This is a genomic window from Marinitoga sp. 1135 (assembly GCF_013363245.1).
Taxonomy (GTDB): domain Bacteria; phylum Thermotogota; class Thermotogae; order Petrotogales; family Petrotogaceae; genus Marinitoga; species Marinitoga piezophila.
The window spans coordinates 26259-48626 of sequence record NZ_LBEZ01000012.1 but is presented as its reverse complement, the minus strand read 5'-3'; the positions used below and the strand labels follow the sequence as shown (position 1 = coordinate 48626).

The following is a 22368-nucleotide window of genomic DNA, read 5'->3' as shown; positions in this document are numbered from 1 at the left end:
CAACTTATTTTTTATTAAGCATTATATCTTTAATAGCATTTATTAATATTTCATTTTCTTTTTCCGTTCTAATAGCAACTCGTATAAATTCACCCTTTATACCCTTTTTGCTATTCAAAACTTTTATTAATATATTATAGTCATTCAAAAGGATTTCTGCCAGTTTCTGTGCGTTAAAATTTAAAAGCTCGCACATAAAATAATTTGCTTCAGAAGGAATTACACGTAAATTGTCTATTTTAGATAATTGTTCATACATTTTACTTCTTGCTAATTTAAACTTTTTTATAGCTTTATTATAATCATCATTATATTTTTCGATAATTTGTAAATAAAATTCTGCAAATGAATTTATATTCCATATAGGCAATTCTTTTTTAATTTTTTCTATTAATTCAGAATTATATGTAGCAAGTATTCCCAATCTTAATCCTGGAACACCAAAGCTTTTAGAAATACTTTTTATAATTATAAGATTAGTATTATTTTTTAATAAATCATTTTCTAACAAAGATCCATTTTCTTCTGATTCAATAAAATCTATAAAAGATTCGTCTAATATTATATTTATATTTTTTTCTTTACTCCATTTTATTAAATTTAACATTTTTTCTTTTGGAATATAATTTCCTGATGGATTATCAGGGTTAATGATTAGCAAATTAGAAATAGTTTTATCGTCAAAAAATTTTTTTATATCTTCAGCAGTATACTTAAAATCTTCATTTTCAGGAATATATTCAATTAAATTATTGTAATTATATCTATTAGCATATTCGTCGAAAGTAGGTCTAATTATTCCGAGTTTTCCGGAAATATTATTTAAAAGAGATTTAATTAATTCAGCAGCACCATTTCCAATAACTATATTTTCCTTGTTAATATTAAAATATTTGGACACTAACAAATTATTTACATCTAAACCAGAAGGATAATTTATTAATAAATTTTTAAAATTTGCTTGTATTTCGTGGATCAATTTTTCATTTGGATAATATGGATTTACTAAATAGCAGAAATCTATTAATTTAGGGTATCTCCAATATCCGCCATATCTTTTATGAAATTTTTCTAATTTTTTTTCTTTTTCTGCAAATAAAGATTCAGCTATATCTAAATCTTGAACATCATCTATTTCATACCATGTTTCATTATTTAGAATCATAGCTTTAATTTTTGGCCCATCCAGTAAGGATATAACTTTTAAAACATCTTCATAATATTCATTATGCCCCATTACTTTACAATATGCATCTAAAAAAGGAATATATCTATTATTTGAAAAACTTTTACTAAATTTATATATATTAACGGTTTTATAGTATGTTTCAATTTGAGAAAAAAGAAAATGTTTTTTCCCTAAGAATTCAACAATATTATTATCTTCATCTAATGTAACAACAGTTCCGTCCATCCAACTCTCAAATTTAGATACAACAGCTAAAGTCTCATTTCTATCCTTAACAACTCTTTCAATTACTTTATCTTCAAAAATAATGTCTGATTCTAATAATATAGTATCTTCGTTTGCTAGATAATCTTTTGCTAAATATAAAGAATAAATATTATTAGTTTTATAATATACAGTATTTTCAATATAAGTAATTGGTGTTTTAATTTTTAAAGTATTAATAAAATTTTTAAGTTTTTCTCCTTTATATCCAATTACAATAATTATTCTAGATAAATTTAATTTGTCTAATTGTTTAAGCATACGTTCAATTAAAGTAATTCCATTAACTTTTACCATACATTTTGTATTGTCTTTAGTTAATTCTTTTAATCTTTTTCCCATTCCGGCTGCTAATATAATAGCTTGCATTTTTTCACCTCAGTTTTAATTTATCAACTAAAATAGAACTTTTTAATTATTTTATATATTGCCCTAATTTGAATTAATGATGTAACTAATACATTTAATATAAAATAAAAATATAATAAATTAGAGTGAAAAAAATAATCTATAAAATATAAAAAAACGCCAAATAAAACAATATTTGGATAAATCAAAAAAATATTTATGAAAAACCAAATTATGTTTTTTATTTTATTTTGTTTAATATTAGTTTTGGATGCTTTTTTACTCTCTTTTAAATCGATTATATAATTTAACGTAGTTACATTTCTATTTATTAAATCTAAAACAATACTAGTGCTTAAAATAATAGAAAGGTAAAAAGGATTATATCTTTGTAGTTGATTTAATGATAAAAAAAATGACAATATAAATATCGGATGATTAATAACATGAGCTATATAATCCAATTCTTTTCCATATTTTGAAAAAGTTTTTGTATATCTTGCAACTTCTCCATCGGAACAGTCTAAAATAAACCACAAATGAATAAAAATAGCTCCCAGTATTTTAGACCATAAAAATGGTAAAGCAAATAAAAAAGCACCAATTAAACCACTAAGAATCATGTAAATAGTTATTTTATTTGGAATTATATTTTTCTTTATAAAGTAAACTGAAAAATACGGTGAAATTCTTTCAGAAATTAAATAAGCACTTAAAAATTCAATTTTTATTTGTTTGTAATTTTTTGCTTCTTTTAATTGTTTAATTATTTCTCTATCTTCATTATTCATTATAATAATTCCTCCTATAAAACTCCAAATATTCACCAGAAATAACTCTTTCCATCCATTCTTTATTGTTTAAATACCATTCTATTGTTTTTTCTATTCCTTCATCAAACATTATTTCTGGTTCCCATCCTAATTCTTCTTTTATTTTTGTTGGATCTATTCCATATCTTCTATCATGTCCAAGTCTGTCTTTTACGTGAGTTATGAGGTTTTCGTTTATTTGTTTATCTCCTGTTTTTTCTCTGAGTATTTCTATTATTTTTTTTACTATATATATGTTTTCTTTTTCGTTATGACCACCTATGTTGTATACTTCTCCGTTTTTTCCTTTTTCAAATACTAAATCTATTGCTCTACAATGATCTGTTACGTATAACCAATCCCTTATTTGTTTTCCATCTCCATATACTGGTAATTCTTTATGATTTAATGCATTGTTTATCATTAACGGTATTAGTTTTTCCGGGAATTGATATGGTCCATAGTTGTTTGAACATCTTGTTATGTTTATTGGCATTTTGTATGTGTCATGGTATGCTTTTACTATTAGATCAGCTGATGCTTTGCTTGCTGAGTATGGACTGTGTGGATCTAATGGTGTTTTTTCTGTGAAGTATCCCGTTGGTCCTAATGATCCATATACTTCATCTGTTGATACCTGTAAGAATTTTACTCCTTCTTTGAATTTTTGTGTGTCTTTTTGCCAGTATTTTTTTGCTACGTTTAATAGTGTTTGGGTTCCAAGTACATTTGTTTTTAAGAATATTTGTGGATCATGTATTGATCTGTCTACATGACTTTCTGCTGCAAAGTTTATTATTCCTTCTATTTTATATGTTTCAAATATGTATTCTAATAGTTCTGTGTTGTTTATATCCCCTTTTATGAATATAAACCTTTCTTTTTGTTCCTGGGTTAGTTTTTCAAGGTTTTCTAAGTTTCCTGCATATGTTAGTTTATCTAATCCTATTATTTTTCTGTCTTTGTATTTTTCAAGATAATAATATACAAAATTGCTTCCTATGAATCCTGCTACTCCTGTTACTAATATGTTCATTGTTATATTTCCCCCGTTTCTTTTAATTCTTTTAGAAATCTGTCTGTTGCATTTTGCCATTCTGGCATTTCATGGTTTATTGTTTCTTTTAGTCCATTGTTATCAAGTACTGAATATCCAGGTCTTTTTGCTGGTAAATTAAAATCATCTTTACTTGCTCTTTCTAATCTTCCATTCCAGTTTATTTGTTTTAATATATATTCCGCCCATTCATATCTTGATGCTTTTCCATTTGTAATGTGATATAGTCCATATGCTTTTTCTTTTATTAGCTTATATGTTGCATAGGCTAAATCAACTGCATATGTTGGTGCGCTTATTTCATCATCTGCTATTTTTAATATTTCATTTTGTTTTGACCATTGTATTACTTTTTTTGCAAAGTTATTGTTTCCTATTCCAAATACCCAGCTTACTCTTATTAGATAATATTTATTTGCTATATCTTGTATAAACCTTTCTCCTAATACTTTACTTTCACCATATTTGTTTAAAGGATTAGGAGTATCATATATTGTATATGGTTTTGTTTTTTTTCCATCAAATACATAATCTGTTGAGTAATGTATTATTTCTGCATTTATTTCATTTGCTACTATTGATAGATTTCTTACTGCTAATCCATTCACATTGTATGCCGTTTTCCAATCTTCTTCTGCTTTATCTACGAGATTATATGCTGCACAGTTTATTATATGGGTTATCTTTTTATCTTTCACAAATTCTCTTATTTTTTTTAGATTTGTTATATCTAATTCATTATGGTCAGTTGGTATATATTCTATATTTTCTTTTTCAAATAATTTTTGAAATTCCTGTCCTAATTGTCCATTTGCTCCGGTTATTAATATTTTCATTTTATCACCTATTCAAAGTTTATATCGCTATCTTTTAATAATGGTGCATTTTTGTCTTTTTCTGATAGTATTGGTTCTGTTATTCCATATTTTTCTAATTCCCAGTTTATATTTATTTCTGGATCGTTATATATTATACTTCTATCGTGTTCTTTTGAATAGTATTCATCTACTTTGTATTGTACTTCTACATTATCTGTTAATGTTAAAAATCCATGTCCAAATCCTTTTGGAATTAATAGCATTTTTTTGTTTTCTTCTGTTAATTCTACTGCTATCCATTTTTTGTATGTTGGTGAGTTTTTTCTTAAGTCCACTACTACATCTAATATTTTTCCTTTTGTACATCTTATTAATTTTGTCTGTGCTTTTGGATTGTTTTGAAAATGGATTCCTCTTATTGTTCCTTTGTTTGCTGTGTATGAGTGATTATCCTGAACAAAAACTATATCTATTCCTATTTTTTTGAATTCTTCATATGAATAACTTTCCATGAACCAACCTCTATGATCACCAAATACAGTAGGTTCTATTATATATAATCCTTCTATTCCTGTTTCTATTTTTTTGAATTTGCTCATTCTCTCACTCCATCTGCTATTTCCATTAAGTATCTTCCATATTCTGTTTTTTCTAATTCTTTTCCAAGCCTGTATAATTGTTCCCTATCTATATAACCCATTCTATATGCTACTTCTTCTATACATCCAATATAGAATCCTTGCCTTTTTTGTATTGTCTCTACGAAATTTGAAGCATTTATTAAACCATCATATGTTCCCATATCAAGCCATGCAAACCCACGACCAAATAATTCTACTTGTAGCTCGCTTAATTCTAAATACATTCTATTTAAATCTGTTATTTCTAATTCTCCTCTTTTTGATGGTTTTAATTGTTTGGCAAATTCTACTACTCTTTCATCATAGAAATATAATCCTGGTATTGCATAATTGCTTTTTGGTTTCTCAGGCTTTTCTTCTAAACTTATTACTTTTCCATTTTCATCAAATTCCACTACTCCATAACTTCTTGGATCTTTTACATAATATCCAAAGATTACCGCTCCTTTTTCTAATGAACCTGCCCTTTTTAGCATTGCGCTAAATCCCTGGCCATAGAATATATTATCCCCAAGGGTTAGCATACATTTATCGCCGTCAATGAATTCTTCACCTACTAGAAAAGCATCTGCTAATCCTCTTGGTTTTTCCTGGATTTTGTATTCAATTCTTAATCCTAGTTGTGATCCATCACCAAATAACCTTTTATATAATTCAATATATTCAGGATTTGTTATTATCAATATTTCTCTTATTCCAGCAAGCATTACTGTTGATAGTGGATAGTATATCATTGGTTTATCATATACCGGCAATAATTGTTTACTAACAGCTTTGGTTATTGGATATAGTCTTGTTCCGCTTCCTCCTGATAGGATTATTGATTTCATGGTTTTGACTCCTTTTTAAAAACTTTTTTCTCCACAATATTTTACTGTAATATAAGCGAATGATAAACAAATAAATGTTTTTTATTGAATAAAGGATTTTTTTGAATAAAGAAGTTTTTTCATCATGTAGTATAGCAATTAAATTTATAATATTGCTAGAAATTTTATACTGAGAGAATGTTATTATATTTGATTTATATAAAAAGTGAATTCCATTTAAATCCTTGTCATAAAATTTATTTCCTAAAATTTTTGATGTATTAGAATTATGTAATCTATAGTATAGTAATAAATCATTAGAAAATAAGAAATTACAATTATTACCTAACAAATATAAAGATAATATATATTCATCAGAACCTGAAATTATTTGTGGAACGGATTTGTAAAAATATACAATTTTTTCTTTTAGATATCCTTTAAATATATAATTTCCTATAGAAGTAATCATATTTCCACCATACAAATATTTTTTTAAAATTTTAGAATTGTATCTATTTAAAAGTTTATTATCAATTCCTTTTATCAACTCAGATTTTATATAATTATTTTTTTCAGTAATAAAAAGTGTCTTATTAGAAACAATAACATCTACTTTTGGATATTTTTCTAATAGAGTAATTGAATTAACATAGAAATTTTCATCGATAAAATCATCTTGATCAATTATATGAAATAAATCTGTATCATTGGTGTTTTCAATTCCTATCATACGACTTCTTATAATTCCAAAATTTTCTTCATTAGTGATAATCTTGATTTCATCAACATGAAAATTTCTTTTTTTAAATATTGTATTAATTTTTTCTTTTGTGTGTATATTGTTAGAATCATTAATAATAATAATTTCATGATAAAAATCATGAATAAAATTCCTAACTTTTTGTGAAGCTAAATTTATAGATTCTAGTAATTGTATAAAGAAATTTATATCCCCATTGTAATAAGTTATTATAGTGGAAATTTTCATGTTTAATTACCTCGTTTTAAATTTTTAATAATATTCTTTTTTATAAAAATGATATCCTTTTTAGGAATAGATAATAAAATATTTATATCCGAAAATTTTTCGGCAATTATAAATATAATATGATCAAAAATACTATTTAAAATAGCAAAATCATTTTTATCGAAATTTTGTAAAAAAATAATATTATTATTAGATTTTAATTCGGTTTCTAATTTTTTAATTTTTGGTATGGTAAGTTCAGAAATAGAAATAAAGTTATAGTCCAAATTTTTAAGTTCTTCATGCAACATATTTTCGATTTTTTCAAGTATATCTTTTTTAGTTATCGTGTTTAAAATCAAAATATTATTTTTATTTAATCCATAAATATACTTAGAAATATCATGTATATTTTTTTTACTATTTATTACGACCTCAGGAGTTTTAAAATTATATTCAAAATCCTTTAATGAGTAAATTTTATTATCATTTAATTCAAATCTTAAAGCAACAATGGATCCTATAAAAAATGCAAGCAAAAATCCACCAATAAAAACCATTTTAAAAGATGGAAAAATAGCTCTTGTTGGCGTAAATGAAGAATTAATAACCTTTATTTTGTTGGCATTCAATAAATTATTAATAGTAATTTGTTCTATCGTATTTTTAATTATTTCATATTTTTCTTCTAAAACCTTTTGTTCTTTCTTTAGTTTTAAATATTCATACATAACAGGAGATTGATCTATAATTTTTTTACTCAATTCTTTTTCAAGATTCTTTAGCATTTGATATCTTGTATCCAATACTTCATAGGAATATTTTAATTCTTTGTATTGACTTAATAAATCAGAAGATATAGAACTAAGATAAATATCCTTATTGTTTATAATTACATTTAGCTTTTTTTCTAACTGAGTTTTTAACACATCTATCTTTGTTTTTAATTCAATAATTTTTGGTGAATTTGGAGATAAAATTTTAACAGTTTCATATTCGTATTGTGTATTTTCTAATTCTAATTTTATGTTTTTAATTTGCTGATTTTTTTCTGTAAGATAAATTTCTTTCATTTGAGGATCGATATTCAAATACACATTTTCAAAGTTTTTAACTTTAATATCTAAAGTATTTTTTTCTTCTTCATACTGATATAATTCTTTCACTATTTCATAATACTTATCCATTAAAGGATTATTTTCTGTAATTTTATTTTTTAATTCAAAATCTAAAACTTTTTTGGAAATTTCATCTAAATCATTTTCAACTTTTTTCAGAATAGGATTTAAATATTCAAGTTTTTCAGCATTAACCTTTTTTTGATAATTTTCTCTATATAATTTATAATATTTAAACCAGGCATCAATGAGCATTTTTGCATCTTCAGGGGAAGATTTTTGTATAGAAACTTTCAAAATGTTTGTTCCTTCAACAGGTTCTATTTTCAATTGATTTCTAAGAATCTCTATTAAATCTCTTTCATAATAAATTTTTCCACGTAATCTATCTATAATATGACGTGATTTGTTTTTCAATTCGACTAAATTAAAATCTCTAACAATATTTCTTAGAATTTCATCGGTTTTCATTTTTTCAATTTCTGCTTTTAATTCGGTGTTAGAACTACCGAAATTAAAAAGAGATTCAATTTGATTTGAAGAATTATTTTGATTTAAATTTAATTCAATTTCCATATAGGATAGGTACCATTTTGGGGAAAAGTTATAAATATACATAATTCCCCAAAAAACCAAAACAAAAACAATTATTATTATATAAAACCGTCTTTTTAATGTATTAAGAATATCTCTTAAAGTAATTTCATTTCTCATTTATTTCATCCTCCACATAAATTTGATTATAATATATATAAATGATTATTTCTAAAATAATAGTAAAAGGCATAACCTGAGCAGGAGTGTATATTCTATGTTCTGTAAGTCCAGAAATAATTATAGCAAATATTGAATAATAAACATATTGAGAAAAGAATTTATCAGGTATTTTTTTTGCAATAAAAAACAGCTCTTTTAATAATAAGATTAAAAAAATAAAACCTATTATTCCTGTTTCAGCTAGTATATGTAAAAAAGAATTATGTGCATGTGCATCTGAGAAAAGAACCGTTGATGTATTAATCATAAAAACATGTTCAATTCCTATGAAACGATAAGGCAAATCATTATAACGTGTAAATCCAATACCAAATAAAGGACTTCTTAAAAAATCATCTATAGCTCTTGGCCAAAGTACAAAAAGCCTGTCTGAAATATTAGCAGTTCGGTTAGGATTATTTAAATCGAAAACCTCGGCATTAGTAGGTTGTAAATTATAAACTCCATGTTCTTTTGATAAATAATAAGCTCCACCTATAATCAAAATAGAACCAATTATTGTTAAAATATAATAAGCTTTTTTAAGTTTTTTATTTTTAAATAAAAAGTCGATTATTAACAGTCCCATTACCCACAAAAAAGCCAATAAAGAACCACGAGATTTGGTAAAATATAGAGCCGCAGCATTAGAAACAAAAAGAAAACCATAAAAAAACGACTTTTTTTCAAAAAACAAAAACAAACCAAATAAAGAAATCATTAAATAATATCCACCAGCTGCGTTATGTGCCTTAAATAAATAATGATATATTCCTGTATCTTCTTCAACACCTCCAATGGGATGTTTTAATAAAAAAGATAAAGTCAAAAGTAAGGTTATAAAACTAATAAAACTATAAATTTTTATTAGTAATCTTTTATAATTAATGCCAGATTTAAAATGTTCATTTAAAAAAGGCAAAAAAAGCGGCATATAAGTAATATAAAAATTACTATCGTATCTGAAATTTTTGTATGAAAAAAATCCGATAGGTTTTACACCACTAATCATAGCGCTAAATAAATAAAAAAAACCGAGAACAAAAAAGAATTTATTTGTTCTTGAAAATTCTAATTTTTCGGGAATATATACATATAACATTAAAAAAGTTATACCCAAAACAACAAAGATAGGATATGCAGGAACAATATTGAAAAACGAAAAAAGAAAAGCAATATTAAAACTCAAAAGTATAATATCTTTTAAATTAAAAATCATTTTTCAAATAACTCCTCTATCCCTTTTATATAATTCTCATAAGAAAAAATTTTTTCAAAATCTTCCATATCTACGTTTAATTTATATTTTTCAGGATATTTATATATATTAAAAATAATATCTTTAGCTTCGTCAATTGAATTAACAAGATATCCATTATGATGATTTAAAATCTCTGGTATTCCACTTATATTCCTTGCAACAACTGTTTTTCCTGCTTTAATACCTTCAATTAATACTGTAGGTAACGGATCAGATTCAGGATAATGAATTAAAACATTCATAATATCATAATGACCAATTACATCAGTTGTATGGCCTACTAAAATTACATTATTTTCTAAATCCTTTGATTTAATATATTCAATAATTTTCTCGTAATAATTTTTGTTAGGTTCTGTAACCCCCCCAACAATCATTAGTTTAATATTATTTTTTAAAATAGGGTATAATCCTTTTAAAATTAATAATTGATTCTTTCGTGGCTGAATCCAGCCAACGGTTCCTATAATAAAATCATTTTCAGATATATTATATAAACTTCTATAAAAATCGATATTTTTTTCAGGTTTTCCAAAAGTAATACCGTTATATAAAACGGATAATTTTTCAGAATGAACACCAATGTCTATGAGAGTTTTTCTTACCGAATTAGAAACACACGAAATATGACAAAAATTATTATTAAAAACATTTTTTAAAAGTAGTTTTAAAGGTTTTATAAAATCATTATTAATATCATCATGAACTCTCGCGATTGCTTTAACTCCAGTTTTTTTTGAAATTTGACCACCGTAAATATGAGCTTTCATAGAATTTGTAAAAATTAAATCTATTTTTTCTTCTTTAGTAAATTTTTCTATATTTTTTACCATTTTTCTATACTCACTAAAATTTGAAAGTATTTTCATAGATAATTTAGACCTGCTAATATCAAGTATCTCTTTACTTAAAGGAAAAACTTTATATTTTACATTAATTTCTTTTAATCTTTTAGTGAATTCACTTTCACATGTTACACCAACAGTTATATCATATTTATTTCTATCATATCCTTTTAAAAATTCAACAAGAACCTTTTCTGCTCCACCATACCAATATGCATGATCTAAGATCAAAATTTTTTTCATTATTACACCTCTAATATTTTTTTAATCTTTTTTTGAAACACTTTAATATCAAAATCTTTAGCTCTATTAATTATTATATCACTTTTTTTATTTTTCCAGTCCTGTGAAACAATTGTATTTACAGCGTTTGCAATTTCTTTTGAGTTTTTTGGAGGAACATGAATACCTGTTTCTCCGTTTATATTATGATATGTAGTTCCTGTACCTAATTCTGTGGTGATTACAGGTATTCCACATGCCATTGCTTCAAGTGCGACTAATCCAAAAGCTTCACCTCTATCAATAGAAGGTAAAACAAAAACATCAGCCGCAGAATAATAAAACGGTAAATCCTGATATTTAACATGATTTAGAAAAATAACTCTATTATTAAAATTATGCTTTTTTACTAAATCCTTTAATTCTTTTTCTTTCTTTCCTTTACCAATTAAAAGTAATTTATAATTTTCAGGTAAAAATCTCAAAGATTCAATTAAATATTCAAGCCCTTTATATCTACCAAACCTTCCAACATATAAAATCAGTTTTTCATCATTATCAACAAATTTATATCTAACATTATCCTTTCTAGGATAAAAATGACTTGTATCAACAAATAAAGGAACAACTTCTATCTTATCTTTAAAATCCCTTAAAACTGGAGAAGTCTTAATTATATTTGGAGAAGTTACTATTATTTTATCAAAATAAGGAAAGAAAAACTTTTTAACATAAGAATTATATAAATTGCTCATTAATCCTCTACCATCAACGTCCATATGATAAAAAACAATTTTTTTAAACTTTTTATCTTTTATTCTATGATTGAAAATAAAAAATAATTCAGGTTGACCAGATGCATAATGATAAAACAAAATATCATCATTTCTGATGATATTGTTTAAACTTTTATTATACATTGGGGAATATCGTACAGAGAATCGATCAAACCATATAGGTAGTCTATAAACTTTAACTTCTTCAACAAAATCAACATTATAACTATTTTTATTATTAAAAGTAATAACCAGTTTTTCTATTTTATCTAAACTACTATTAATTTCTTTTGCAACAACCTCCATACCTCCGATTTCTGGAGGATATCTTTTTATTATAGAAACTAATCTTTTATTCACTAATAAGCTCCTTTCTTTGTTATAACTGTTTTAACGGTTTTCAATAGTATTATCGCATCAAGCCATAATGACCAATTTCTAACATAATACTCATCTAATTTTAATCTTTCTTCAAAGTTTAATTCATTTCTACCACTTACCTGCCACATTCCAGTAATTCCAGGTTTAACCTTTATTATCGTATGATAACTTTCTTTCATATCATTTTTTTCAGCAGGAAGATATGGTCTGGGGCCAACAACACTCATATCTCCCATTAAAACATTAATAAATTGCGGGAATTCGTCGAGTGATGTTTTTCTTAAAAACTTTCCAATTTTCGTAATTCTTGGATCATTCTTTAATTTCTTATATTTTAAATATTCTTCTTTTATTTTTGGATCACGTTCCATCATTTCCTTTAATCTCTTCTCAGCATCAACAATCATTGTTCTAAATTTCAAAACATAAAATTCCTTTCCATCCTGACCGATTCTTTTCTGTCTAAAAAAAACAGGTCCATTATCTTCTAATTTTATTCCAATCCATACAAATACGGTTAACGGAATTAAAAATATAACTCCAATCAAAGCACCCAAAATATCAAAAAAACGCTTTAAAATCTTATTTATAGGATTTAATAATTCCTGAACTGCAGTAATTGTAAGAATTCCATCAAGATCTTGAATTTGAGTTGAAAAACTCATTAAGCCATACAAATCTGGAATATATTTAATTTTTCTAACAAGTCGTTCAAATTTTGACATAATTTCAGAAAGATCCTTTTTGGATAAATTTGGTATGGCAATAAAAATTTCCTCAACAGAATTCTCTTTTATAATATCATTTATCTTATTAATAGAACCTATAATTCTATTTTTTTCAACTATTTTATCTGAATCAAAATCACTTTCCAAAAAACCTAAAAAGTTATACATAGTAAAAGGATGTTCTTTCATTTTATCATATACCATGTTGGCCAATTCACCTGTTCCCAGTATAATAACATTTGTTTTTAGCAAATCAAAATTTATTAAAAATCTTCTGTATATATATCTGAAAAAAGCATCCAACATAGCAAAAGATAATGAAATAACAAACAACTTAAACAAATCAATATAATTCTTTCTAACAATTACCAATAGTAATATAATAAAGAAATATATAGTTACGGAATGTATGACATTAACAAGTTCATCCCAGAATAAATAACTCTCAAAATAATACATCTTTTTAAATATATATATTACAATCAATATTCCTGAAGAAATAAAAATAAGATAAGGATCTGTTCTGTCAAATATTGAAATTTTAGGAATAAAATGTAAAGAAGTTAGGATTAAAAAATCAATAACCATCAATATTAAACCATATATTGATTTTTTGAAGCCTCTTCTTACAGTTCTTTTTTGAATTATATTTATATTATCCATAAAGCCTCCTTTATATTAAGCGCTATTAACCAATTATTATCAAGTATAAATATTGCATTATAATTATAGCATAAAACCATTCTCCCAAAATTAAAATTAGCAATCAATATTTTGAAATTAAATGAAAAATTTCTTTTTTTACGCCGGATAATGTTACGCGTTAGTAACGAAATTTGCCAATAAATTGTTGAATATTCCCCTGCAAAAACAATGGGATATACTACAATCGTCAGCGCTGACAGAGAAAAAATAAAAACAAAAAAATGAAAGGAGATGAAAGTATGGCAACAAAATTAAGTGCAGGGGAAAAAGTTAGAATAGGGTTTGACTATGGATTAGACGCAAACGGAAAAAAGATTATTAAAAGAAAATCATTTACCATAATGCCAGGAGCAACAGATGATCAGGTTTACACAGCATCAAACAACTTTGCATCATTATGTGAAAAACCATTACTTAAAATTGAAAAAATAGAAAATTACGAATTACAGGCTTAATGGAGGTGATGTGGCATGGCAAAAAAATTAAGAATGTCATTTGTAAATAGCACAGACGGAAAAAGAAAAACAATTTATCTCAATGATCCAAAAGCAGACTTAACAGATACAGAAGTACAAAATGCAATGGACTCATTTGTTGGAGTATTTATTCCTTCAGGATACGAAAAAGACAGCGCAACAATAGTTGATACAACAACCAATGAACTCTTTGATTTAATTCAATAACATACAACCGGGCATTAAAAGCCCGGTTGTTTTAAAAAATACCATGAAAGGGGATATGTTATGTGGGATTTTTTAAAAATATTACTCCTGAACATAATGGATCAATTTTTTAAAATGCTAACAGAAATATCAAAAGAAAAAGATAAAGAAAAAATTCAGGAATTAAAAGAATTACAAGAAAACTTCAACAAAGAGCTTGATAAACAGCTTCAACTGTTATCAGCAGAAATAGATGAAAAATTAGAAGAAATAAAAGATGAAATAGAAGAAATTGAAAATTAAAATCATAAAAATTAAAAATAACATTCAAAAAATTGACTCAAAAAATTAAAAAACACCTCTTTACATCAGCTCTATTTTGTAGTAAAATATATCTGTAAAAAAACAAAAAAGTAGAAAAAGGAGGATGGGGATAGTGATAACCATACCCTATTTTTGTCAAAAATATAATTTTGATCCTGACCTACTTAGAAAGCTTGTAAAATACCTTAATGTTCAACCTATAACAGGAGACCTTCAAACACGCGGCATGCGCTTTTACAATGAAAAAGACCTATTCCATATTTATAACACATTTATAAACACATTCCCCAAAAACTCACAACAATAATCAAACAAATACAGGATGGGGATTAAAAAACCGTGGATTAGTTTCTAATTCTTATTAGAACAATCCACGGTGATTTTTTTATTTATTCAACAAAAACAATATAATTATTCTTCAAATAATCCTTATATTTTTCAATATTTTCTAAAGTTGATTTTTCTCTATAAATAAACACAAATGTATAATCAACATCATCTTCGTGAAGTATAAAATCTGGATTATCAATATCAGGTAAAATATTAATTCTTAAATCTCTTTTATTAACAAGTTGAGAAAGATCCAGTTTAACCTCTTCAACTATATCAAGAAATTCATTATAATCAACAGCAGTAAATCCCAAAGTTTTATTATGATACCCTTTTACATAAATATAATTAGCGAGTTTTTTAATTTCATTTCGTCTATTTTTTCTGGTAATAATAAACTCAGGGCTTTTTAAAATACGTGAAAGTTCAGAACAATCCTTAATTCTCTTATCGTTATAATCCTTAATAAACACACCAAGTATTCCAAGGAAAAATCCCAGAACAATACCTATAGCCAGAGTTAATTTCTTATTAGGAGCAACAGGTTTATAAGGAATATAAACATCATTTATAATACTCAAACTTGGTTTATAAAAGCTTCTTTTTAATTCTTCAGTTTCTATTGAAGTTTTAAGCATTTCATATTTTTCCTGCAAAATCTTTGAATCCTTTTTCAACTGAAAGTATTCATATAATAATGGAGATTTTGCTTTAATATCAGCATCAATTTTATTAAGAACAGCAACAGTTGAAGCCTTCATTACATCAAGCAACTCAAGTTGAATTTTATTTGAAACATATTGCTTATATGCATCTGGATCAGTTGAAACCAGAAATTTCAGATTATTATTTAAAATTTCATTCATTTGAGCCTTTAAATTTTCTTCAATAACCTTTATTTTTGATTCCAATTCCAATAATTTTGGATTTTGTGAAGAAGTGAGTTTTAAAGTTTCATATTCAATCTTTAAAGAAACAAGCTGATTTTTCAAGCTACCAATATTTCCATTATTTTCAAGAAAGAATTTTTTCATATCAGGATTTAAAGCGGAAATAGAATCCTCCACAGATTTTATAGAAGCTTCCAATTCCTTCTTTTTTGATTCAATATCAATTAAAGAAAAATACAATTTTGAATATTGCGAAACATAAGGATCTAAAGCCTGTTCATTAAAGATTTTGTTATCAACCTGGAAATCAAGCAATTTTTTCTGTATTTCCATATATTTTTTTTCAACAGGGCCAAATAATTTTTTTAAGTTAGAAAGGTAATATTCAGAATCATTGAGATATTCCTCTTTATCGTATTTAAGATATTCTGTATATATAGATTTTACAATAGATGCAGCGAGAGTTGGCTTCGTTGACTTATAAGAGATTTTAATAAAAGACGTATCCTTTTGTTGAGCAATAGAAACATTTTCTCTTAAATTATTAATAATATCTCTTAACTTAACTTCTCCACCTCTATTTAACAATTTATCAATAAAAGATGGATTTCTATTAGAATTATACAACTCCACCAGATTATTTTTTTCAATAACAGCTGTTAGGATCTTATCAGACTTCATCTTTTCAATGGTATTACTAATTGAATTTCCCTTACTTCCACCAAGGTTAATTCCAACCATTGAAGCCAGACTTCCATATTGTGAAAGTAAAGAGGAAGTTGAAGAAACATCCTTCATTTCAAAAGTAAGAGAAGCTTCATATGTTGCAGGTGTTTTTAACAAATATAAACCTGTTAATAAGATAGTCAGAATTAAAATTACAAAAAAAGTTATTTTTCTTCGTTTGAAAATCCTTAGAATATCAGATAACGTCAATTCATCTTCATACATTTCTGGTTCCATTTTCTTCCTCCATTCATATGTTTATTTTTTGTTATTATATAACAAAAAATGCCATACCAAAATGGCATACGCATTTTATATTTTACTATAATTTCATAAAATGTCAATACATTAAAAATGAAATATAACAACACTTAGTTTAATTTTTAGTAACAGAGTTATATATATTTCACAAGATTTTCCAGCTTTCTGGGATCAATTTTAGTAATTCCATTTTTCAATTTTTCAAGAATCTGCATATCAAACTTTAAAACAAAATGATCTCTTAATTTATAATCATAACTTCTATTATTTTCAGGTTTATACAATTTCAAAACAGATTGATCAACAGACAAAAGATATGAAGATATAACAGTAGATAAGGAATTTAGCTCAATATCTGGTATTTTAGCATTAAAATTATCAACAATAATAAATTCTGGATTTTCAATTCGAGAATCTAAAATCTGGAATAAAAATTCACTTGATTGATTAAAAAAATAAAACTTAAAGTTCTTAATTCTAAAAGTGCTTCCATTATCAAGCGGAGTAATAGTATTTTCTTTAAAATAATAACAATTTCCTTCATAACGCATAATCAATGGTATTCCAAAAATCTCTGCAATTTCAGAAATATATCGAATTCCGGTTTTTGAAATATTATTAACAGAAACAATCCCAATCTTATTATTAAACTTTTGAACATCTTTAAACTGTTCCATTAAATGAATATATCCACCCAGTTTAAAAAAACCAAAATGAACAAACCCAAAGTTTATAACATAAAACTTCTTATTATCTGCATATCCTTTTTTTGAAGGAATAGAATAAAAAATACGTTTTAAACTTTCAAACAAAATCTTCTTTGAAATAAAGTCAAGAATCTTTTTCATTTAAAATCACCAACTTTTTTCAAAAAAGAAACCAGCTTATTCTTTACTTTATCTCTGTATTTTCCATGAAGCATAATAACATGCTCGTTTTTCTCAACCACATTAAAATACGCATAAGGTGAATCCTTGAAAATAACGTAATCCTTTTTATCAGGATAAAAATACGAAATCTCATGTGAATCATTATAAACCTTAAAAAATAACACGGGAATTTTCACCAGAAACATATTAGATAAAATGATATTTAATAAATAATCATAGGAAGATTTATTCAACAAATCAACTCGCAAAACAATTAAATCACTCTTTTGAATTTTGGCATAAAAATAATTTTCAAATTTAAAACCTTCCTGTTGAAGCATAAACATAATTCTGCTCTTATCTTCAATATTTATCATTCTTCTTTCAAAAGAAACAACAGTATCTTCCACCAGCCCATTATACATCGTTAAACTATCCTTATTCAAAATAACAGAAAAACCACTCTGGCCCAAAAAGGACCATGAGTGGGTTGTAATATTAATATTTATATTATCATTTTCAAATTCCATTAAATGTATAGGGCTACCGGCAAAAACCTTCAAATTTTCACTCCCTACATTTTATTCAAATACACCTTGTAAGCATAATATGTTTCATATAAATCGCCTTTTGAAGCAATTTCATATGGTGAATGCATTCCATATAATGCAACTCCGGCATCAATAACATTTAAACCTTTTTCGGCGAAGAACTTAGCAATAGTTCCTCCACCACCCTGGTCAACCTTACCCAATTCACCAGATTGCCAGATAACACCATTTTCATTAAATACCTTTCTTAATTTTCCAAAGAATTCAGCATTTGCATCATTTGTTGCAGCCTTACCTCTTGCACCAGTATATTTAGAAATAGCCACGCCATAACCTAATCTTGGAGCATTTGCAGGATCATGAACATCCTTAAAGTTTGGATCATATGCAGCTGAAACATCTGCTGACAATAATGTGGAATTTAATAATAAATCGTCTATATCAAGTTCAATATTAGTGCTTCCCTGTAATTTTAATAACTTCTTCATTACAGTAATCCAGAAATGATGTTTTGCGCCGGTATTTCCGTCACTACCGATCTCTTCCTTATCTGTTAATAACAAAGCAGCACTCTTATTTTCTGGTTCAGCTTCAATTAATGCAGTTAAACCTGTATATGAACAAATTCTATCATCATGACCATATGCTGCTATCAATGATCTATCAAGACCAACATCTCTTGCTGGTAATGAAGGAACAACCTCAAGTTCAGCAGAAATAAAATCTTCTTCCACAATACCGTATTTTTCATATAATATATTAAGTACATTTAATTTTATAGAATCCTTTATTTCTTCATCATATGAAATAGAAATTGTTCCTAATAATAAGTTTAAAGCTTCTCCTTTAAATACTTCTGCAACATCACCTTTTCTCCTATCTAAATGAGGTAAAAGGTCTGAAATAACAAAAACAGGGTCATCTTCTGAATCTCCAATAGAAACATTAACTTTAGTTCCATCATTTTTAATAACAACACCATGTAATTCAAGAGGAATATTCAACCATTGGTATTTTTTAACTCCGCCATAGTAATGAGTTTTAGCCATAGCAACGCCGCTGTCTTCAACAATTGGCTCAGGTTTTAAATCCAATCTTGGAGCATCAACATGCGCTCCTACAATATTTATACCATTAGTCAAATCTCCTTTAATCTTTATGGCAAACAATGATTTAAAATTATTAACATAATAAACCTTATCGCCATCTTCTATTTTACCTTTTTCAAGATAATAAGAAAGAGGTTTAAATCCTTCTTTTTCAAGTTCCTTAACAGCATATTCAACAGCTCTTCTTTCTGTCTTTGCATAGTCTATAAACTTCTTATAACCCTTTGAATACTCATCTATAACCTTTCTATCCCTTTTTTCCCACACAGAAACCTTTTTTCTGGTTAATTTTTCCTTTAAATCCTTTAATTCCATCGCCGTCCACACCTCCGATATTATATTTTCTATTTAAATTTTATCATACCTATTGCAAAAAAGCAAAACCCAAACCAAATAGTTAGCAATGCTCATCAATTTTCCCGGGGAAATAACCCCAAAAATTATGAATAATTGTTTAGAATGGAAAAAATAAAAGAAAATAGAAATAATAATGTGAGCGAAGGCTTGAAAATTTCCAAGGAGAAACAATGATGAGTGAAAAAATAAAAACTCATAAATTATCTGTTGTATAGAAGAAAGTAGAAAAATAATATGAACGAAGACTAAGAATTTCCCGCAGCGGAATGCAGAAAATTCGGGTTGGAGAAACAGGATGTTTCGAAAAGCGAAGCTTCCCCAGGGAAGGGGAATCTGAGTGTGCCCGAATTTTCAAATGGAGCAAGGATCAGAAATTCTTGCTGTCTGAGAGAATATTATTTTTCTACTTTCAAAGAAAATTTTTGAGGATTAGAATTTTCTACCTGTTGAGCGAATATTATTATTTCTATTTTCTAAGATAAAATTTAAATATCTTCGTATTGTATTACCTCACTGAATATACTCTCTTTTAATCAGTTTCACAATCGCTAAAAACAATTATTCAATAAATACAACAAATATTCAAAGTTTTAAAATTTTGCAAAATTTAGTATAATTAAAATAACAAAGAGAAAAGGGGGAATTGCGTTGCCAGAAAACAATTTCGACAGAGAAATAACACTAGACCTCGTAAGAGTAACAGAAGCAGCAGCATTAACCAGCAGTTTATACCTCGGTAGAGGAGACAAAAACGCCGTAGACCAGGCTGCAGTTGACGCAATGAGAGGAATGCTAGATTACATAGAAATAAAAGGAACCGTTATAATCGGAGAAGGTGAAAAAGACGAAGCTCCTATGCTTTACATTGGTGAAAAAGTTGGAACATGGAATGAAGACGATGAAGAATTTGATATAGCTGTAGATCCAATAGACGGAACACGACTTGTAGCATACGGTCTTCCAAACGCAATAAGTGTAATGCTTCTTGCTGAAAAGGGAAAATTAGCATATCTCCCAACATTCTATTCATACAAATTAGCAGTAGGGCCAGAATTAAAAGGAATTCTTGACATTAGAAGTTCAATTAGAGAAAATTTAAGAGTAGCAGCAGCAGCATTAAAAGTGCCTGTAAGCGAAATAACAGTAGTAGTCTTAAACAGAGACAGGCACAAAAAAATAATTGAAGAAATAAGGGAAGTTGGGGCAAGAATAAAATTAATAGGCGATGGCGATATTGCAGCAGCAATAGCAACAGCAATGCCAGAAAGCGGCGTTGATATCTATATCGGTATAGGTGGTTCCCCAGAAGCAGTACTTGCAGCAGGTGCATTAAGAACATTAGGCGGTGAATTGCAGGTACAACTCTGGCCACAAACAGAAGAAGAAAAAGAAAAATTAATAGAAGAAGGCTGGGATCTTGAAAAAGTCTACTTTACCGAAGACCTTGCAGGTGGAGAAAATGTAATATTCTCAGCAACAGGCGTTACAAATGGCGAATTCCTAAAAGGAGTAAAATTCCACAAAGGAAAAGCCATAACAGAAAGTATAGTAATGAGAACAAAAACAAGGACAATAAGAAGAATCACAACATTCCACGATTTACAACACAAAACAATAAGACTTAAATCAACAGAGGGAGATTCAAAATTATTAAGCATTGGAAATAGAAGGGAGTTTGGCTTAGGGGGAGGAATCTAATAATGATAGCCTTTTTTACAGATTGGGGAAATGACAGTTATTACGTGGGAGTGTGCAAAGGCGTAATAAAAACAATAAACAGAAAAGCGGAAATAATAGATGTTTTGCATGACACAAAAAAATTCGATCCAAAAGTAAATGCTCATATCTTACATAGATTTGCCGGAGATTTTCCTGAAGGAACAATATTTCTCTGTGTAATAGATGCTGGCGTTGGCGGCAGCAGAAAACCGGTAATCATGAAAACAAAAGAAAGAAACTATTACTTTGTAGCACCGGACAACGGATTACTCACATTAGTAGCTCAGGAATATGGAATAGACAAACTTGTGGAAATTAGCAACGAAAAATATTTCTTTAGAAAAAACTATTCTACAACATTCCACGGAAGAGACATATTCTCACCGGCAGCTGCATATCTATCAAAAGGTGTGCCAATAGAAGAATTCGGTCCAGAACTTGAAGACATCAATCTATTTAGATACAAAAAGCCAGAAATAAAAAATGATTATCTTGAAGGCGAAATAGTATTCTGGGACACATTTGGAAACGTTCAAACAAATATTCCAGCAGAAATGGGCGATACATTATTCAAAAAAGACGATAAAATAATAATACAGATAGAAGATCAGAAATTCGAAGCATATTATGAAAGAGTATTCTCAGATGTATTGCCAGGGGAATTATTAATACACCCGGAAAGCTCAGGTCATCTCGAAATAGCAATAAATCAGGGAAATGCTAAAGAATACATGAAACTTGATACAGAAGGGGTAGAAATAACATTAAAAAGAAAAGAAGAATAAAATACCGTAAACTGCTTGGCTGGGATATAGCCGAAAAAATCTCTGTTATTCATACAGTAATATTAATAATATTCATGTATATATT

The 22368-nt window shown here is 26.9% G+C and carries 21 protein-coding genes; 5 read left to right on the top strand and 16 right to left on the bottom strand.

Features of this window, described 5'->3' with window-relative positions; genetic code table 11:
• Nucleotides 1-4 precede the first annotated feature (4 nt).
• The 12 genes from XO10_RS06195 to XO10_RS06140 are packed head-to-tail and all read right to left on the bottom strand — an operon-like array spanning nt 5 to nt 13658.
• A complete protein-coding gene (locus tag XO10_RS06195) occupies nt 5-1822 on the bottom strand; it encodes an aminotransferase class I/II-fold pyridoxal phosphate-dependent enzyme (protein ID WP_175421283.1) in 1818 nt (605 codons plus the stop codon).
• Nucleotides 1823-1845: 23 nt separating this feature from the next.
• Complete coding sequence (locus tag XO10_RS06190) at nt 1846-2592, bottom strand: CDP-alcohol phosphatidyltransferase family protein (protein ID WP_175421282.1); 747 nt, start codon at nt 2590-2592, stop codon at nt 1846-1848.
• Nucleotides 2585-3649, bottom strand: a complete 1065-nt coding sequence (gene rfbB, locus XO10_RS06185; RefSeq protein ID WP_175421281.1) for a dTDP-glucose 4,6-dehydratase — start codon at nt 3647-3649, stop codon at nt 2585-2587. The genes XO10_RS06190 and rfbB overlap by 8 nt, the downstream gene beginning before the upstream one ends.
• 2 nt (nt 3650-3651) lie before the next feature.
• Nucleotides 3652-4506 carry a dTDP-4-dehydrorhamnose reductase gene (gene rfbD, locus XO10_RS06180; RefSeq protein WP_175421280.1) on the bottom strand — a complete coding sequence of 285 codons (855 nt, stop codon included), beginning with the start codon at nt 4504-4506 and terminating at the stop codon, nt 3652-3654.
• An 8-nt stretch (nt 4507-4514) separates the two neighbouring features.
• The gene (gene rfbC / locus XO10_RS06175; protein ID WP_175421279.1) at nt 4515-5087 is read right to left on the bottom strand and encodes a dTDP-4-dehydrorhamnose 3,5-epimerase; all 573 of its coding nucleotides are present in this window, start codon (nt 5085-5087) and stop codon (nt 4515-4517) included.
• Entirely contained in the window at nt 5084-5959 is an 876-nt protein-coding gene (gene rfbA / locus XO10_RS06170) for a glucose-1-phosphate thymidylyltransferase RfbA (RefSeq protein ID WP_175421278.1), read from the bottom strand. Before rfbA ends, rfbC begins: the two co-directional genes overlap by 4 nt.
• Nucleotides 5895-6929, bottom strand: coding sequence for a glycosyltransferase family A protein (locus tag XO10_RS06165; RefSeq protein ID WP_175421277.1), 1035 nt, complete (start codon nt 6927-6929; stop codon nt 5895-5897). Before XO10_RS06165 ends, rfbA begins: the two co-directional genes overlap by 65 nt.
• A gap of 2 nt (nt 6930-6931) precedes the next feature.
• Nucleotides 6932-8740 (bottom strand): Wzz/FepE/Etk N-terminal domain-containing protein, encoded by a 1809-nt coding sequence (locus XO10_RS06160; protein WP_175421276.1) that lies wholly within the window; start codon nt 8738-8740, stop codon nt 6932-6934.
• Complete coding sequence (locus tag XO10_RS06155; RefSeq protein ID WP_175421275.1) at nt 8730-10001, bottom strand: O-antigen ligase; 1272 nt, start codon at nt 9999-10001, stop codon at nt 8730-8732. Before XO10_RS06155 ends, XO10_RS06160 begins: the two co-directional genes overlap by 11 nt.
• A complete protein-coding gene (locus XO10_RS06150; protein ID WP_175421274.1) occupies nt 9998-11131 on the bottom strand; it encodes a glycosyltransferase in 1134 nt (377 codons plus the stop codon). The genes XO10_RS06155 and XO10_RS06150 overlap by 4 nt, the downstream gene beginning before the upstream one ends.
• Nucleotides 11132-11133: 2 nt before the next feature.
• Nucleotides 11134-12246, bottom strand: coding sequence for a glycosyltransferase (locus XO10_RS06145; RefSeq protein WP_175421273.1), 1113 nt, complete (start codon nt 12244-12246; stop codon nt 11134-11136).
• The gene (locus XO10_RS06140; RefSeq protein WP_175421272.1) at nt 12246-13658 is read right to left on the bottom strand and encodes a sugar transferase; all 1413 of its coding nucleotides are present in this window, start codon (nt 13656-13658) and stop codon (nt 12246-12248) included. The genes XO10_RS06145 and XO10_RS06140 overlap by 1 nt, the downstream gene beginning before the upstream one ends.
• A gap of 281 nt (nt 13659-13939) precedes the next feature.
• Between XO10_RS06140 and XO10_RS06135 the strand changes: the two genes are divergently transcribed.
• From XO10_RS06135 to XO10_RS06125, 3 genes are read left to right on the top strand one after another with little or no spacing between them, the layout of a single operon-like run.
• Complete coding sequence (locus XO10_RS06135) at nt 13940-14155, top strand: DUF1659 domain-containing protein (protein ID WP_014296716.1); 216 nt, start codon at nt 13940-13942, stop codon at nt 14153-14155.
• Between the two features lie 15 nt (nt 14156-14170).
• The gene (locus XO10_RS06130) at nt 14171-14383 is read left to right on the top strand and encodes a DUF2922 domain-containing protein (RefSeq protein WP_014296715.1); all 213 of its coding nucleotides are present in this window, start codon (nt 14171-14173) and stop codon (nt 14381-14383) included.
• Nucleotides 14384-14443: 60 nt separating this feature from the next.
• On the top strand, nt 14444-14665 hold the full coding sequence (locus XO10_RS06125; protein ID WP_175421271.1) for a hypothetical protein: 222 nt from the start codon (nt 14444-14446) through the stop codon (nt 14663-14665).
• A gap of 410 nt (nt 14666-15075) precedes the next feature.
• Here XO10_RS06125 and XO10_RS06120 read toward each other — a convergent pair whose 3' ends face one another.
• The 4 genes from XO10_RS06120 to XO10_RS06105 all read right to left on the bottom strand — a co-directional run bounded on the left by XO10_RS06120 (nt 15076) and on the right by XO10_RS06105 (nt 19737).
• On the bottom strand, nt 15076-16869 hold the full coding sequence (locus XO10_RS06120) for a GNVR domain-containing protein (protein ID WP_175421270.1): 1794 nt from the start codon (nt 16867-16869) through the stop codon (nt 15076-15078).
• Nucleotides 16870-17027: 158 nt separating this feature from the next.
• On the bottom strand, nt 17028-17741 hold the full coding sequence (locus XO10_RS06115) for a hypothetical protein (protein WP_075780573.1): 714 nt from the start codon (nt 17739-17741) through the stop codon (nt 17028-17030).
• Nucleotides 17738-18325 (bottom strand): hypothetical protein, encoded by a 588-nt coding sequence (locus XO10_RS06110; RefSeq protein ID WP_014296694.1) that lies wholly within the window; start codon nt 18323-18325, stop codon nt 17738-17740. Before XO10_RS06110 ends, XO10_RS06115 begins: the two co-directional genes overlap by 4 nt.
• An 11-nt stretch (nt 18326-18336) precedes the next feature.
• Entirely contained in the window at nt 18337-19737 is a 1401-nt protein-coding gene (locus XO10_RS06105) for an aminopeptidase (RefSeq protein ID WP_075780571.1), read from the bottom strand.
• Between the two features lie 690 nt (nt 19738-20427).
• Between XO10_RS06105 and glpX the strand changes: the two genes are divergently transcribed.
• Nucleotides 20428-21477 (top strand): class II fructose-bisphosphatase, encoded by a 1050-nt coding sequence (glpX, locus tag XO10_RS06100; RefSeq protein ID WP_014296692.1) that lies wholly within the window; start codon nt 20428-20430, stop codon nt 21475-21477.
• Between the two features lie 2 nt (nt 21478-21479).
• Entirely contained in the window at nt 21480-22283 is an 804-nt protein-coding gene (locus XO10_RS06095; protein WP_014296691.1) for an S-adenosyl-l-methionine hydroxide adenosyltransferase family protein, read from the top strand.
• Nucleotides 22284-22368: the final 85 nt, after the last annotated feature.

Bases quoted from the DNA above. Each gene is read 5' to 3' on its own strand.
- XO10_RS06195 (WP_175421283.1), bottom strand. From the start codon at position 1,822: ATGCAAGCTATTATATTAGCAGCCGGAATGGGAAAAAGATTAAAAGAA.
- XO10_RS06190 (WP_175421282.1), bottom strand. From the start codon at position 2,592: ATGAATAATGAAGATAGAGAAATAATTAAACAATTAAAAGAAGCAAAA.
- rfbB (WP_175421281.1), bottom strand. From the start codon at position 3,649: ATGAACATATTAGTAACAGGAGTAGCAGGATTCATAGGAAGCAATTTT.
- rfbD (WP_175421280.1), bottom strand. From the start codon at position 4,506: ATGAAAATATTAATAACCGGAGCAAATGGACAATTAGGACAGGAATTT.
- rfbC (WP_175421279.1), bottom strand. From the start codon at position 5,087: ATGAGCAAATTCAAAAAAATAGAAACAGGAATAGAAGGATTATATATA.
- rfbA (WP_175421278.1), bottom strand. From the start codon at position 5,959: ATGAAATCAATAATCCTATCAGGAGGAAGCGGAACAAGACTATATCCA.
- XO10_RS06165 (WP_175421277.1), bottom strand. From the start codon at position 6,929: ATGAAAATTTCCACTATAATAACTTATTACAATGGGGATATAAATTTC.
- XO10_RS06160 (WP_175421276.1), bottom strand. From the start codon at position 8,740: ATGAGAAATGAAATTACTTTAAGAGATATTCTTAATACATTAAAAAGA.
- XO10_RS06155 (WP_175421275.1), bottom strand. From the start codon at position 10,001: ATGATTTTTAATTTAAAAGATATTATACTTTTGAGTTTTAATATTGCT.
- XO10_RS06150 (WP_175421274.1), bottom strand. From the start codon at position 11,131: ATGAAAAAAATTTTGATCTTAGATCATGCATATTGGTATGGTGGAGCA.
- XO10_RS06140 (WP_175421272.1), bottom strand. From the start codon at position 13,658: ATGGATAATATAAATATAATTCAAAAAAGAACTGTAAGAAGAGGCTTC.
- XO10_RS06135 (WP_014296716.1), top strand. From the start codon at position 13,940: ATGGCAACAAAATTAAGTGCAGGGGAAAAAGTTAGAATAGGGTTTGAC.
- XO10_RS06130 (WP_014296715.1), top strand. From the start codon at position 14,171: ATGGCAAAAAAATTAAGAATGTCATTTGTAAATAGCACAGACGGAAAA.
- XO10_RS06125 (WP_175421271.1), top strand. From the start codon at position 14,444: ATGTGGGATTTTTTAAAAATATTACTCCTGAACATAATGGATCAATTT.
- XO10_RS06120 (WP_175421270.1), bottom strand. From the start codon at position 16,869: ATGGAACCAGAAATGTATGAAGATGAATTGACGTTATCTGATATTCTA.
- XO10_RS06115 (WP_075780573.1), bottom strand. From the start codon at position 17,741: ATGAAAAAGATTCTTGACTTTATTTCAAAGAAGATTTTGTTTGAAAGT.
- XO10_RS06105 (WP_075780571.1), bottom strand. From the start codon at position 19,737: ATGGAATTAAAGGATTTAAAGGAAAAATTAACCAGAAAAAAGGTTTCT.
- XO10_RS06095 (WP_014296691.1), top strand. From the start codon at position 21,480: ATGATAGCCTTTTTTACAGATTGGGGAAATGACAGTTATTACGTGGGA.